This window comes from Vespertiliibacter pulmonis (assembly GCF_013377275.1).
Lineage (GTDB): Bacteria > Pseudomonadota > Gammaproteobacteria > Enterobacterales > Pasteurellaceae > Vespertiliibacter > Vespertiliibacter pulmonis.
The window spans coordinates 1,055,001-1,069,758 of record NZ_CP016615.1 but is presented as its reverse complement, the minus strand read 5'-3'; the positions used below and the strand labels follow the sequence as shown (position 1 = coordinate 1,069,758).

At 36.8% G+C, this 14,758-nt stretch carries 11 protein-coding genes and 2 rRNA genes (1 of these 13 running past the window's edge); 3 read left to right on the top strand and 10 right to left on the bottom strand.

The features are described 5' to 3' along the window. Positions 1-308: 308 nt before the first annotated feature. Complete coding sequence (locus A6B43_RS08860; RefSeq protein WP_124211813.1) at positions 309-1,535, top strand: YadA C-terminal domain-containing protein; 1,227 nt, start codon at positions 309-311, stop codon at positions 1,533-1,535. 92 nt (positions 1,536-1,627) lie between these two features. Here A6B43_RS08860 and A6B43_RS05300 read toward each other — a convergent pair whose 3' ends face one another. From A6B43_RS05300 to recR, 3 genes are all read right to left on the bottom strand, one after another. Then, positions 1,628-1,891: a GrxA family glutaredoxin gene (locus tag A6B43_RS05300; protein ID WP_124211812.1), complete on the bottom strand. Its 264-nt coding sequence runs from the start codon at positions 1,889-1,891 to the stop codon at positions 1,628-1,630. A gap of 123 nt (positions 1,892-2,014) precedes the next feature. Next, positions 2,015-3,862 (bottom strand): translational GTPase TypA, encoded by a 1,848-nt coding sequence (typA, locus tag A6B43_RS05295; RefSeq protein WP_124211811.1) that lies wholly within the window; start codon positions 3,860-3,862, stop codon positions 2,015-2,017. A 195-nt stretch (positions 3,863-4,057) separates the two neighbouring features. Beyond that, entirely contained in the window at positions 4,058-4,663 is a 606-nt protein-coding gene (gene recR, locus A6B43_RS05290; protein ID WP_124211810.1) for a recombination mediator RecR, read from the bottom strand. A 208-nt stretch (positions 4,664-4,871) separates the two neighbouring features. Between recR and ald the strand changes: the two genes are divergently transcribed. Together ald and A6B43_RS05280 are read left to right on the top strand one after the other, a co-directional pair. Then, a complete protein-coding gene (ald, locus tag A6B43_RS05285) occupies positions 4,872-5,981 on the top strand; it encodes an alanine dehydrogenase (RefSeq protein WP_124211809.1) in 1,110 nt (369 codons plus the stop codon). A 306-nt stretch (positions 5,982-6,287) separates the two neighbouring features. Beyond that, a complete protein-coding gene (locus A6B43_RS05280) occupies positions 6,288-7,535 on the top strand; it encodes a uracil-xanthine permease family protein (protein ID WP_124211808.1) in 1,248 nt (415 codons plus the stop codon). A 57-nt stretch (positions 7,536-7,592) separates the two neighbouring features. On the opposite strand, the gene A6B43_RS05275 is transcribed toward A6B43_RS05280, so the two are convergent. The 7 genes from A6B43_RS05275 to A6B43_RS05245 all read right to left on the bottom strand — a co-directional run. Further along, on the bottom strand, positions 7,593-8,372 hold the full coding sequence (locus tag A6B43_RS05275; protein ID WP_124211807.1) for a TPR domain-containing protein: 780 nt from the start codon (positions 8,370-8,372) through the stop codon (positions 7,593-7,595). After that, the gene (gene nrfF / locus A6B43_RS05270; protein ID WP_124211806.1) at positions 8,347-8,751 is read right to left on the bottom strand and encodes a heme lyase NrfEFG subunit NrfF; all 405 of its coding nucleotides are present in this window, start codon (positions 8,749-8,751) and stop codon (positions 8,347-8,349) included. The genes A6B43_RS05275 and nrfF overlap by 26 nt, the downstream gene beginning before the upstream one ends. After that, a complete protein-coding gene (locus A6B43_RS05265; RefSeq protein WP_124211805.1) occupies positions 8,751-9,284 on the bottom strand; it encodes a redoxin family protein in 534 nt (177 codons plus the stop codon). The genes nrfF and A6B43_RS05265 overlap by 1 nt, the downstream gene beginning before the upstream one ends. 22 nt (positions 9,285-9,306) lie before the next feature. Beyond that, entirely contained in the window at positions 9,307-11,202 is a 1,896-nt protein-coding gene (locus A6B43_RS05260; protein WP_124211804.1) for a heme lyase CcmF/NrfE family subunit, read from the bottom strand. An 89-nt stretch (positions 11,203-11,291) separates the two neighbouring features. Beyond that, on the bottom strand, positions 11,292-13,751 hold the full coding sequence (locus A6B43_RS05255; RefSeq protein ID WP_124211803.1) for a class I adenylate cyclase: 2,460 nt from the start codon (positions 13,749-13,751) through the stop codon (positions 11,292-11,294). Between the two features lie 254 nt (positions 13,752-14,005). Continuing rightward, positions 14,006-14,121 (bottom strand): 5S ribosomal RNA (gene rrf / locus A6B43_RS05250). 185 nt (positions 14,122-14,306) lie between these two features. Beyond that, a 23S ribosomal RNA gene (locus A6B43_RS05245) occupies positions 14,307-14,758 on the bottom strand; it runs 2,446 nt beyond the window's last position.

Genomic DNA, 14,758 nt, shown 5'->3' with positions numbered 1-14,758 from the left:
TATGTTTATATTAGTTTTACTATTCAATCACATAATTAAATAAATATAAATATAAAGCTAAATGAATGAGTTCCTTTTATTCCTCTAATTCACTTCAATATTTACAAAACTAAACATAACTCGACATGCTAATCTCTAAACAACGTAAATTATTTCTCAATCTAACGATAAAACTTAAAAATGATATGGATTATGTAAGCCTTTTTCACGTTTAACTTGTATAAGTAAATATATTGCCCTAGAATGTAAAATCGTTATGTATTTAAGAATATATAGCACATACATTCACCAATTATTTGGAGTTCATCATGAAATTACAAAAAAAACACTCAATGGCAACTACGGCATTATTTTTACTTTCTGCTTTAACATCTGGTAGCATATTTGCTGATAATAATGGGCAAGAAGGGCAGGAAGCTACTATAGAAGACGTTTTAAATGATATTAATGAAGTATTAGATGATAGTATTAATCATATTGAAGCCGCTGAAGCTCAGATTATTACTCATGAAAATGCACTTCTTGAACATGAAAAAGAACTTAGAATTCACGAAGCAGAAATTATTGATAACAAAGAAGTACTTCAAAACCACGCTGACCACATCCAAACATTGCAAGCAAACGTTGAAGACGTTAATGCATTTATTGCTGATACTAATACAATAAACGAAAAAACACTTAACTCTATTACAAAGCACAATGAACAGATTACAGCTCATTATAATGCGATAACTCAACAACATGATCTACTTATGAATCATAATGATGTATTAAAGCAAAACACCGATACGCTTACTCAACATGATCAACAACTAGATGAACATAGTGAAGTTTTGCATAACCATGCGAATAGCATTGAAGATTTAATTGAACGTAAAGCTGAAAAAATAGATTTAGAAAATAAAGCAGATATTGCCCAACTCAATCAAGTTAATCATCAAGTGACCAAAAATACAAGCAATATCACAGCTAACAAAGCAAATATTGATAATTTAATTGAGCGTAAAGCTGAAAAAAGCGATTTAGTAAATAAAGCAGATATTGCCCAACTCAATCAAGTTAATCATCAAGTGACCAAAAATACAAGTAATATCACGGCTAACAAAGCAAATATTGATAATTTAATTGAGCGTAAAGCTGAAAAAAGCGATTTAGTAAATAAAGCAGATGTTGCTCACATCAATCGTGTAGAAAACTTAGTCCGGAATAATGCCACCCATATAGAAACCGTAAAAAAACAAACACGCAATAATACCGCACATATTCAAAACTTAGATAATCGAGTGAATAAACTCGATAAAAAAATGCGCAAAGGTTTAGCAACACAAGCTGCATTAACTGGTTTATTTCAACCATATAGCGTCGGAAAAGCAAATATCACTGCAGCAGTCGGCGGGTATCAATCAAATACCGCACTTGCATTAGGTACTGGCTACCGTTTCAATGAAAATGTTGCAACAAAAGCAGGCATTGCTGTAAGTACGAATAAACACAGTGCCGTCTCTTACAATGTAGGCGTGAACTACGAGTGGTAATTTCTGATATAAATTCACTTAACTAACGCATAACAAAAGGCAGGACTATAATCCTGCCTTTTTACATCACGCTATTAATCGTTCAAAATACATTACAAAGTAATGCCAAATTTTGCTTGAACTACAGGAGCAAAATCTGAATACCCGCCAATATGTTCGTTATCTAAAAATACCTGAGGAACTGTCGCAACTGGCTTACCTACACGAGGCTCTAGATCCGCTTTTGATATTCCTTTTACTTCCATATCAATAAACTCGAAATCAAAATCCGGCAACTCCGCTTTCATTTTTTCTGCTAACTGTTTTGCTTTTACGCAATATGGGCAAGTCATACGCCCGAAAATTTCTACATACATACGTTCTTCCTTTTTATTAATTAAAAATCATTTACAAGCGGTTAAATTCTAACAAAAATTTACGATAAGTGGATACAATCTTACTACTTACAAAAAAGCCTGCTTTATGCAGGCTTTTTAACATTATCGTGTGCTAGTACTACTTGTCGTACGGCTTGCACGTTTACGTTCTACTTCGGTCAATAATTTCTTACGGACACGTACTGAAGCAGGCGTTACTTCTACTAACTCATCATCATCAATAAACTCTAGCGCTTGTTCTAAAGTAAATTTAACTGGTGTTGTCAGAGTTAAAGCATCATCTTTTCCTGAAGCACGCATATTGGTTAATTTCTTCCCTTCTAACGCATTTACTGTTAAATCGTTTGAACGGCTATGAATACCGATTACTTGGCCTTCATAAATTTCAACACCGTGATCAATCATTAATTTACCACGATCTTGAAGAGCATAAAGTGAGTAAGCAAGAGCTTTACCTGTGCCATTTGAAATTAACACGCCATTAACACGCTGACCTATTTCACCTGCTTTTACATCATCATAATGACTAAAACTAGAGTAAAGTAATCCCGTTCCTGAAGTCATTGTCATAAATTCATTACGGAAACCAATTAAACCACGGCTTGGAATAATATATTCTAAACGAGTACGTCCTTTACCATCTGGCATCATATCACGCACTTCACCTTTACGAATACCTAATGCTTCCATTACTGCACCTTGATGCTGCTCTTCAATATCAATCGTAACCTGTTCAAATGGCTCTTGTTTACGACCATCAATCTCTTTGAAAATTACTTTCGGACGAGATACTGCAAGCTCATATCCTTCACGACGCATATTTTCAATCAATACCGACAAATGCAATTCACCACGGCCTGAGACACTAAATACATCAGAGTCATCAGTTTCTTCTACACGCAATGCAACGTTATGTACAAGCTCTTTTTTCAAACGCTCTAGAATTTGACGAGAAGTTACAAATTTCCCTTCTTGCCCACAGAACGGCGAAGTATTTACACAGAAAAACATGGTTACAGTTGGTTCATCAACAGATAATGGTGGCAACGCTTCTACATTATTAATATCACATAGCGTATCTGAAATATTTAACTCACCTAAACCAGTAATCGCAATAATATCACCGGCATAAGCTTCTGTGGCTTCATAACGTTGTAAACCAAGATGCCCTAATACTTGTCCAATACGACCATTACGAGCGTTCCCTTCACTATCAATCACTGTAACCGGTTGATTTGGTTTAACCGTACCACGTTTAATACGCCCAATACCGATTACACCTAAATATTTGCTGTAATCAAGCTGTGAAATCTGCATTTGGAACGATGCATCTTGTTCTACATCTGGGGGAGAAACATATTTTACAATCGCCTCAAAAAGTGGATCCATATTTGGTGCAAGCTCTTCGTGCTCAAGACCTGCCACACCATTTAATGCTGAAGCATAAATAATTGGGAAATCAAGCTGTTCATCAGTTGCCCCTAAATTTACGAATAAATCAAATACCTGATCCACTACCCAGTCAGGTCTTGCTCCTGGGCGATCAACTTTATTGATAACCACAATCGGTTTTAATCCGTGTGCAAATGCTTTTTGAGTTACAAAACGTGTTTGTGGCATTGGGCCATCAAACGCATCAACGACTAATAATACAGAATCGACCATCGATAATACACGTTCTACTTCACCACCGAAGTCTGCGTGTCCTGGCGTATCTACAATATTGATACGATAGCCGTTCCAGTTAATTGCAGTATTCTTCGCTAAAATGGTAATGCCACGCTCTTTTTCAAGATCGTTAGAATCCATTACACGCTCATCTGCATCACCACGACTGGTATCTAATGTGCCTGAAAGTTTAAGTAATTTATCAACAAGTGTCGTTTTACCATGGTCAACGTGTGCAATGATTGCGATGTTACGCAATTTATTTGTATCTATTTTTTGCATTGAAAGTTCTTATTTATAAAGTTTAGAGAACAGGTATAACCTATTCAAAGAGATAAAAGCAAGCCACACGGCTCACTCTACGAAATCTTGGAAATGTGATTAAGATCACAATTTACAAAAGGAGGCAATTATACCGATTTTTCTCTTTATCGGCTAGGAAATAAGCGGTGAGATCTGTGTAAAAATTTGCAAAACCTATAATTGAATATCTCTACGTCCCACAAATGAGTGAGAAAGCGTTGTGCCATCAACCATTTCTAGTTCTCCGCCAACAGGAATACCGTGAGCAATACGAGTTACCTTAATATTATGTACCAAACACATTTCTGCAATGTAATTCGCTGTTGCATCACCTTCAATTGTTGGATTAGTGGCAAGAATAACTTCGTGAAAAGATTCCTGTTCCAACCGCTGTTGTAGAAGATCTAACCCAATTTCACGAGGGCCTATACCATCTAGAGGAGACAGATGTCCCATCAGCACAAAATAGCGTCCTGAAAACTGTCCTGTTTGCTCAATCGCTTGAATATCTGCGGGCATCTCAACCACACACAACTGACCACTCAATTGTCGGCGGTAATTTTTGCAAATAGAGCATTCTTCTTCTTCAGTAAACGTTCGGCAAGATTTGCAATGCCCGATGTGTGTCATTGCTTCATTTAAGGCTTTAGACAATGCAATCCCACCTTTACGATTACGCTGTAAAAGATGATATGCCATTCGCTGTGCCGATTTCGGGCCAACACCTGGCAGAGCTCGTAAAGATTCAATTAAATTTTCAAGTAATGGGCTTGTTTGCATTGCAGATAGCTAATAGTGAAAAGCTCACATTCTATGCTTTAACTTCCCTTAGCTCAAGGGATTTTCATTTAGTATAACTCTCAATCTATCAATTACAGTAAGGTTTTCTAATGTGTGAATAAGATCACAGAATTAGATTAGGCTTTCCCGATAAAATACAACTGTTTTTTATACCATTATTCAGTGACTATTATTTAAGGAGCATAAAATGATTATTGGCTGTCCTAAAGAGATTAAAATTCAAGAATATCGTGTAGGTTTAACACCCGATAATGTTCAATCTTATGTTGCCGATGGGCATACCGTATTTATTGAGCAAGGTGCAGGTGCTGAAATAGGATTCTCTGATCAAGATTATCAACACGCTGGAGCAATTATTACCGATAAAGAAAATTTATTTAAGCAAGCAGAGATGATCATTAAAGTAAAAGAGCCGATTGAAAGCGAATATCACTACTTTAGAGAAAACCAAATACTTTATACCTATCTTCATCTTGCAGCCGATAAACCACTCACCGAAATGCTTCTTCAGAAAAAAATTCAAGCGATTGCTTATGAAACCATCAAAACAGCAACGGGCTTACCTTGTCTTGCACCAATGAGTGCTATCGCTGGGCGTTTATCAATTTTTGAAAGTGCTAAATTTATTCAAAAAACTTTTGGTGGAGAAGGAGTTTTACTAAGTGGAACAGCTGGCACACCTAAAGCAAAAGTCGTTATTTTAGGCGGTGGTGTTGTCGGAATTAATGCTGCTCAAATTGCTATGGGCATTGGTGCAGACGTTACCTTACTTGATATTAACGCAGAACGTTTAGCTTACATCGATCAAATGTTTGAGATGAAAATCAAAACATTAGTCAGTTCAAGAGGGACAATTCTTAGTCTGTTGCCTGAAGCAGATGTAGTTATTGGTGCAGTACTGATTCCTGGAGCAAAAGCACCTCATTTAGTTCACCGTGATGATCTAAAATTAATGAAAAAAGGCTCGCTATTAGTTGATGTTGCAATCGATCAAGGTGGTTGTTTTGAAACCTCTAAACCAACAAGCCACGAAGAGCCAACTTATGAGATTGAGGGCGTTATTCATTATTGTGTTGCTAATATGCCGGGTTGCGTTGCTCGCACTTCTACACTTGGGCTAACTAATTCAACACTAGAATACGGACTAAAAATTGCCAAACTTGGTGTAAAAAATGCTTGTTTATCTTCTTCTGCTCTACTACAAGGGCTAAATACTTACAACGGTAAATGTACTTTCAAAGGTGTTAGTGATGCCTTTGGAATCGAATACACTGAACCCCAAATTGCATTAATATAATAAAAACAGATATCGCCTAATTCTTTTTAGGCGATATTTCATTATAAAAAAACGGAAAATAGCTTGTACCCTACCCTTTTACATTACAACGATCCTAAAATAAGCTTAAAATATTACATAAATCTAAAGGTCTATTCTTTTTTATTACTTTTCGTATTCTTTCAATCCTTATTTCTTGCTAATCAATCCCGAATACATAAATAATTAGGAAAATATATATTTTCGGCTATAATCCATTAGATTTTCCGAGAGAAAATCTACAATAAATCATCATTTTAAGTTAATTCAAACCGAGAGTTGAAACTAATGAAAACAGAAAACCTTAGCACCACTAAACAGGTGTTCATTGGCTTACAAATGCTATTTGTCGCCTTTGGAGCCTTAGTCCTAATGCCATTGATTACTGGCTTAGATCCAAATACCGCTTTTCTTACCGCAGGTATCGGCACACTTCTCTTCCAGCTTTGTACAAAAGGTAAAGTCCCCATTTTTCTTGCTTCTTCCTTTGCTTTTATTGCCCCCATTCAATATGGCGTTCAGCAGTGGGGCATTGCCGTTACAATGGGGGGATTAGTTTTCACGGGTCTTATCTATTTTGTCTTATCACTTTTAGTTAAATTCAAAGGCGTGATGGTATTGGAAAAGCTCTTTCCACCTGTTGTTGTTGGGCCGGTTATTATCATTATTGGGCTAGGACTTGCCCCTGTTGCTGTTGAAATGGCAACAGGAAAAACTACGGATATACCCTATGAACTTGCCATTACGGTATCAATGATTACACTTCTTACTACACTAGTTGTAGCCGTATTTGCCAAAGGGCTAGTTAAACTTGTCCCCATTATGTTTGCAATTGTAGTTGGCTACATTCTTTCTCTTTGTTTAGGGCTAATCAATTTCCAACCAATCTTAGATGCCCCGTGGTTTAGCCTACCCCATTTAACTGCTCCAGAGTTTAAACTTGAAGCTATTTTATACCTTCTTCCCATCGCTTTAGCCCCTGCAGTAGAACACGTTGGTGGGATTATAGCAATCAGCGCCGTAACTGGAAAAAATTTCATCAGTAAGCCAGGCTTACACCGCACACTATTAGGTGATGGTATCGCCACCTCTGCAGCAGCAATGCTAGGTGGGCCGCCAAATACGACTTATGCAGAAGTAACAGGTGCCGTAATGCTCACCAAAAACTTTAACCCCCGTGTAATGACATACGCTGCAATCTGGGCAATTTTAATCTCATTTTGTGGCAAAATAGGGGCTTTCCTACAAAGTATCCCAGGTGTTGTAATGGGCGGTATTATGATGCTGGTGTTCGGCTCAATTGCGTCTATCGGTATCAATACACTTATTCGAGCTAAAGTTGATCTTAATGAAGCACGGAATTTATGTATCGTTTCCGTGGTAATGACCTTTGGGATTGGGCATATGCTGATTAATATTGGCAATTTTTCACTACAAGGCATTAGCCTTTGTGCTATTGTCGCAATTTTATTAAATCTCTGTTTACCTAAACCTGGAACTTCAACCACTACTGATAAAAACACAGATAATACGTAATTCACCACATAAATTAAAAGCACAAGAAAATCTTGTGCTTTTAATTATTGCAAGCGGTTATTTCTGCATTTTTCTTTGCAACTGCTGCCCATACAACATCTGTTGTGCCATTTGAATACTTTGAATTATCTCTCGCCTATCAATCGAACGGTTATCGCTATTTAACACGTTTTCCCAATAGAAAATTGCCTGCTCAAATTCATTATGTAAAAAAGCTTCAGAGGCAAGCAATAATAAACTCGAGCTCTCTTGAGGATCACCTTTTAAAGCTTCATCAACCCATTTTTTAGCTTGCGCCGAAAGTATCTGTTTATTTCGATAATACTCCGCCGTTGCCATCGCCCCTATAATAGCAGGTTTACGCCCTAACACATTGATTGCATTATTAAAACAGACCATCGCACTTTCAAAATCATTATTCAACGAATAAGCCTGTCCTAATTCAAACCACACATCACCATTATTGGCATTCTTACGTAATTGGTTTTGTAAATTAACGATATAGTGATCATTCCTCTGGCTGTTATCTTCTTCTGATTTTTTTGCTAAGAATGTATGCAATGCTTGCTCACCTTGTTGAACTTCCGCATAACGTCCTGTTTGGGCATAAAAAATAGTTGCTCCCGCCAAAACAACTAACATACTTAAACTCGCAAAGACAAGCGGTCTTTTTAATTTAGTATTTCGCAAATGATGTTGAACTAGCTGTGCTTGCTCAAAGGCTTGACGCTCTGCTGTTTCTCGCAAAAATTCAGATCGCTCTTGCGGTGCAAATTTTTCTGCTAATCTTACCGCTTGCTGATAATAAGTGCTATTTAACACGTCTCTTTTCATCATTTTTTCTCGCTACTCGCCAGCCTACTGCACTAAGAAATATCAATAATAACCCAAAGGGTAGTCCCCAAAGTAACCACGTCTGTTTATTCACAGGCGGATTGTAAGAAACAAATTGCCCAAAACGGTCTGTCATTATTTGAATAATTTCTTGATCCGTTTTCCCTTTGCTGATCATTTCATATACTTCTAACCGTAATTTATAGGCTTGTGTCGAATTAGATTCGACTAAATTTTGATTTTGGCATTGTGGACAGCGTAAAGATTTAGCTAATGCCACCGCTCTCACACGCTCACTATCCGAATGAAATTGATAAGTATCAACCATTTCTGCATGAGCAACCAAAGCACTCAAGCCTAATATAAATAACAATAATTTCATTACGGCTCCTTACGCAAGGCATCTAAGCGAGGCAAGAAATCTTGGATAAAATGAGGATTATAACCCTTTTGTTGATAACGAATAATACCGTGCTTATCCACTAAATAAGATGTTGGTGCTGAATTGACTTTCAACGTTTGCACTAAAAAATCTTGCTGTGAATCATCAATCACAACAGAAAATGGATTTCCCCATTTTACGAGCGCATAGCGGGCATTATCTGGTTTATCACTATAAGTTAGCCCAACGACTTTCACGCCCTTATCTTTTAATTCTAATAGCATAGGAAATTCTTTAATACACCAAGAACACCAACTTGCCCATACATTTAAGATAAAGGGTTCTTGAGGAAGATTCTGTTGGGTTACTATATTCTGGTGATCAAGCAGATCTGGTAAAGTAAATTCAGGTAAAGGCTTATCACGCCAATCTTCGCTTGGAGAAATTGCATCAGGATTTTTTAATTGTAATACCAAAAACATAACCAACACTAATACGATTACAAGCGGTAGGAAAAGGAATATTTTTTTCATTGAGAACCTATTCAATCAGAAATTATTTACGTTTATAGCCCAATAGTGCCAAAAATGAGGCAATTACCATCATCACACCGCCAAGCCATAATGCTTGAATATAAGGTTTATAATGCAGCCGAAACGCATATTCTTTATTACCCAATTTATCCCCCATGACAATATAAATATCATCAAGCCCTTTATGGGCTAATCCCACTTCTGACATTGTCATTGTACGAACATCATAATAACGCTGTTCGGGGTAAACTGTGCCTAAGAATTTTTCACCATCGTATAGATTAAATATTGCTTGCTCACTCGTATAATTCTGCCCAATTTGATGCTGAAAACCTGAGTATTCAAACCAAATACCAGCAAGCTCGCTACGATCACCAATCTTCATTCTTACCCCCATTTCATTACCATAATAACTATTCATCATTGCACCAATTACTGCAATAGCAAAACCAATATGAGCTAAACGCATTGCAAGTGGCTTGATTTGCCACATAAATAACCGATAAGGTAAGTGGGTTAAAATAATCCATATCGCTAAACTAATAAAAACTAAAGGTAACCACTCAATTTGATAAACACTATCGTGCGATAATGTTGCAAAAATCAATCCACAACTCAGTAGCACAGCAATAGGTAACAGTAACAACTGCCACACAATTAAGTTCATTGGAATAGACTTCCAGCGTAATACCACAGCAAATCCCATTATGCTGAGTAGAATCAATGCAAGCGGTGTAAATACGATATTAAAATACGGTGCACCTACCGATATTGATCCCCATTTCATCGCAGTAAAAATCATCGGATAAAATGTGCCAAGCACTACAACACAACAAGCAACAACGAACAAACCGTTAATTAACAAAAAAGCCGTTTCTTTAGAAAAAAGACGGAAACGCACATCACCAGACCATAAATTCGCCCGTAAAGCAAAAAGAGATAGAGCAACAAAACTCAGGCTAAAAAAAAGAATCAATAAAGCGATACCACGATCAGCATCTACAGCAAAAGCGTGTACTGAGGTGAGAACTCCAGAGCGTACAATAAATGTTCCTAATAAACTTAATGCGAAAGCAAAAATGGCTAACAGAATTGTCCAATAATTAAAAGCCCCTCGCTGTTCACTCACAATCAGGCTATGCACTAATGCAGTACCTAATAACCAAGGCATCAATGAGGCATTTTCGACAGGATCCCAAAACCACCAGCCTCCCCAGCCTAACTCGTAATAAGCCCACCACGCACCTAGTACAATTCCTGCGGTTAAAATACCCCAGGCAATAGCCGTCCAAGGTCTAATCCAGCGAGCAATCGCATAGTCAAATACTCCGCCTAGTAACATTGCTACCATCATTGCAAAGCTCACAGCAAAACCAACATACCCCAAGTAAAGCAAAGGGGGATGAAAAATAAGTCCAATATCTTGTAGCATTGGATTAAGATCTCGACCTTCTGGCGGCGGTGGAAAACCTCGTTCAAAAGGGTTAGATACAGATACAATAAATAAAGAAAAGCCAAAGGCAATTAATGCTAAAACGGCAAGAGTTCGATTGGCAAACAAGCGGTCAGTTCGTCGAGAAAAAAAACAGAAAACGCCCGTCCATAAGGATAACATTGTCAGCCAAAATAACATTGATCCTTCGTGCCCACCCCAAGTTGCCGCAAATTTGAAAAATATTGGAAGCTGGCTGTTAGAATGAGCAGCGACATAACGCACAGTAAAATCGTCAGTAATAAAGGCGTAACTTAATGTTCCAAAAGCAATAAACGCCAGTACCATTTGGCAAACACTAAAAAATGGATTAAGCGACAACCATTTCGGTTGATGCATCACTTCCCCCCAAGCAGAAAATAATACTTGGACAGCAGATAATATAACTAATAAAACCAAACAGAAGTAGCCTAATTCAGGCAACATAATTTTTCCATTAAGATGACAAAAGATTAAGCTATTCTAACCGCTTATCTAGCCAAAAAAAGTGTTATCCACTGCTATTTTGATCTAAGCTAAATCTCTAAGTGTTGGATATAATCCCGATACTGCTTGCTTTTAAATGGGACAATTAAAACGTCTTTATCATTCTGTATAAGTTGATAAAACTGAGGATAATTAAATGTTTCAAATTGATCACCAGTCTGATTTGTATCACTTTGGGCGTGTAAACTTCCGATTTGTTTAATTTTATCTTCCTTTTGCCCTAAATTATTCAAGTAAATTTCCATATTATTTTGCTTATCTAATACATAAACGTTGAAACTACTATCAAGATTATCTTCAAAGAAAAATTGTAAAAAACCTTCACTCGCAAAATGATGAATAACAGGTGGAATTTGTGACACTTCAGGTCGAATATTTCCCCAAGTCTTCTCCGATTTAATTTCTTGTAGCTCAACTTTTTGATTAAATACAAATTGCCATTTTCGCCCAGCTAATTTGAATGTTTGTGGCTGTTTATCTACAATTACGCCTGTTTGTACCGTAATACAACGATTAACTAATCCCATTACAAATTTCTGTAATTCAGTACGCAATTGTGAGCTATAACAAAAAACATTCACCGATTCAGGTGGTGCTGAGCTACGGTAGATTTTATTTGAAATAAGTTTTAAGGCTTTTAAAATAGAATCATTTCCATCAAAATGCTTTGTAACAATTTCATTCCACATATTGCGATAGATCAGACTAATACTGCCAATAATACCCTGCTTTGATGAACTCAGATTAAACAGATCAATTTGTGAAAGAGTTTGCTTTACAGCTAATTTTTTTGTTGGATCTTGCGTTAAATTGATCGCAATAATTAAATGTCGAATTTCATTCGGATGATACAAATCTTCAGCGAGCATTTTGGGTGCTTTTAGCGGGAAAGACAAACGAAGATCAGTAATAAATTGACGTAAACGGTTTAGACTAACCGTTTGGCTAACAATATGTAAATAAGTATTCACCGTAACAATACCGTTAAAATATGCCCAAGCAACCAATTTATTCAATGATTTATGATATTTTACATAACGCCTATTAGAATCATAAGTCGATAACGGAGCGTGATTAACCAAATACCACCCTGCTTTTGTCGAAGATTTTTCCGAAACTTCAATAAAGGTAACTTCTTCTTCGCTTAAATCTTTGGCAATTTTTTCATTAATCAATTCGACTTTACCTGAAAAGACTTCAAAAACAGAATAGAGATGACGCATTAAGATATCAGTATCTTGAGGCATTATGCTCGGGTTAATATGAAATTTACGGGCAAAATTAATTAAATTACGATAACTTCTCAACAAATGATCGACCAGCATTTTCTGTTGCTGCATCGCCTGCTTTGCTTTCCAATACTTCTTATTATCTAATAATTCAAAATCATGAGCCTTCCATCCCCAAGACAAAGCAAGTTGGCGTAACTCATTACATTTCCATTCATCAATCTGCTGATCCATTGCTTTAACATAAAAACAGTAACGTAAGCATTCTAAACGTTTGAATTCTTTACGCTTTTCTAAATAAAGTGTTACCTTTTCTAGCATCGCAAGATAAGGATCAAAATGATAATTTACCGTCTCATTAGATAATAAAATTTGTTTAAATTGACGAGAAATAAGATCTGTTTCAGGGTACGTTTCTGCGTAACTTTCTAATAATAAAATTTTAATGGCAGATTTATAGGGATTACGAATACCTTTATATAGTTGCCACAAACTTGCCCCAAAATACTCGCCAAGATGTAATTTAGAAAAATCACCAAAATCAATCCATTCATCTAGATTTAACTGATTTTCGGCAACTGCTTTTTCAATAATACGATTATAGGCACTCTCTTTTTCCAAAATATGTAGCCAAAGCACCCTCTTACCCGCTAGCCTAATTGCTGAACGATAAAATTCATCTAATAAAAAATAATACTGAGCTGAACCACTATTTTCTAAAGAAACTTCATTATGATATTTACCTAAACGAAATTCATCTGGATTCATTAAATAAAAATGAACATCAACGCCACAGGATCTTGCCCAAGCTTGTATTTTTTCTAATTTTTCAGTTAATCTCTGACGTTGTTCTACACTAAATTTTTTAGAATAACATAACCATAAATCAATATCTGATAAAGCATTTTGAGTAACTGAACCAAGACTACCCATTACATACAAAGCATCAAACTGATATTGCTCGGTAGTGCATAGGTCAATATCGACTAATTTATCAAGGTAATTTTTTTGTATATCATTGAGTTGGAAATCGTATACACCACAGGGAGCATTCTCTACAAATGCAATTAAAGATGGGGAATTATAATGAATTAAGACAGGAATTAACGAGAAGACATATTTAAAATCTTCACTACTATTATTTAATAAACGTTTAATTCGATAAGATTCTAATTGATCAACTCGAGCTTTTGCGATATTTAATCTACTACGAAAATCTGAATTAATTATACCTGTTGAACCTAAAACAAGCTGTCGCATTAATCAATCTCACCACTCAGAAAATTACTTTAATTTAACATTTTATGCTAGAAAGTACAAACCCTATAAATTGTTATATTAAGATCTCAGTAATACTAAAAATGCTCTTTATTACTAAATCATCTCACATCAAATACTTTTAGTATTGGACTAGCGATGAGATGATGAGATTTTTCCCATAACATAATGACTTTTCAATATTTTTCTCATAGCAAAATCCCCAAGGTCTCTCAACCTTGGGGTTATCTATAAAACCCTGATGGTGCCCTACTCTCACATGGGGAATCCCCACACTACCATCGGCATTACTGCGTTTCACTTCTGAGTTCGGTATGGAGTCAGGTGGGACCACAGCACTCTGGCCATCAGGAAAATTCTTTCCATCTATCTATTCTTTTTTCTATCACGTTACTTATTCTACTATTACTCGATGTAACGCATAGTCTCTTCTTTATTTCTCTAAAAACAAGCTGTCTGAACCTTTCTTCATTCATCTTTCGTTATCTTCTATAACCAATCTTTACCCTACATCAACTCCAAAACACTTGAGGTTGTATGGTTAAGCCTCTCGGGCAATTAGTATGGGTTAGCTCAATGTATCACTACACTTACACACCCCACCTATCTACGTCGTAGTCTCCAACAACCCTTACAGTCTTATAGACTGGGAGAACTCATCTCTTGGCAAGTTTCGTGCTTATATGCTTTCAGCACTTATCTCTTCCGCATTTAGCTACCCAGCAATGCCTCTGGCGAGACAACTGGAACACCAGTGATGCGTCCACTCCGGTCCTCTCGTACTAGGAGCAGCCCCAATCAATTCTCCAACGCCCACGGCAGATAGGGACCGAACTGTCTCACGACGTTCTAAACCCAGCTCGCGTACCACTTTAAATGGCGAACAGCCATACCCTTGGGACCTACTTCAGCCCCAGGATGTGATGAGCCGACATCGAGGTGCCAAACACCGCCGTCGATATGAACTCTTGGGCGGTATCAGCCTGTTA

Coding starts and splice junctions, on each gene's coding strand:
- A6B43_RS08860 (WP_124211813.1), top strand. CDS start 309: ATGAAATTACAAAAAAAACACTCAATGGCAACTACGGCATTATTTTTA.
- A6B43_RS05300 (WP_124211812.1), bottom strand. CDS start 1,891: ATGTATGTAGAAATTTTCGGGCGTATGACTTGCCCATATTGCGTAAAA.
- typA (WP_124211811.1), bottom strand. CDS start 3,862: ATGCAAAAAATAGATACAAATAAATTGCGTAACATCGCAATCATTGCA.
- recR (WP_124211810.1), bottom strand. CDS start 4,663: ATGCAAACAAGCCCATTACTTGAAAATTTAATTGAATCTTTACGAGCT.
- ald (WP_124211809.1), top strand. CDS start 4,872: ATGATTATTGGCTGTCCTAAAGAGATTAAAATTCAAGAATATCGTGTA.
- A6B43_RS05280 (WP_124211808.1), top strand. CDS start 6,288: ATGAAAACAGAAAACCTTAGCACCACTAAACAGGTGTTCATTGGCTTA.
- A6B43_RS05275 (WP_124211807.1), bottom strand. CDS start 8,372: ATGATGAAAAGAGACGTGTTAAATAGCACTTATTATCAGCAAGCGGTA.
- nrfF (WP_124211806.1), bottom strand. CDS start 8,751: ATGAAATTATTGTTATTTATATTAGGCTTGAGTGCTTTGGTTGCTCAT.
- A6B43_RS05265 (WP_124211805.1), bottom strand. CDS start 9,284: ATGAAAAAAATATTCCTTTTCCTACCGCTTGTAATCGTATTAGTGTTG.
- A6B43_RS05260 (WP_124211804.1), bottom strand. CDS start 11,202: ATGTTGCCTGAATTAGGCTACTTCTGTTTGGTTTTATTAGTTATATTA.
- A6B43_RS05255 (WP_124211803.1), bottom strand. CDS start 13,751: ATGCGACAGCTTGTTTTAGGTTCAACAGGTATAATTAATTCAGATTTT.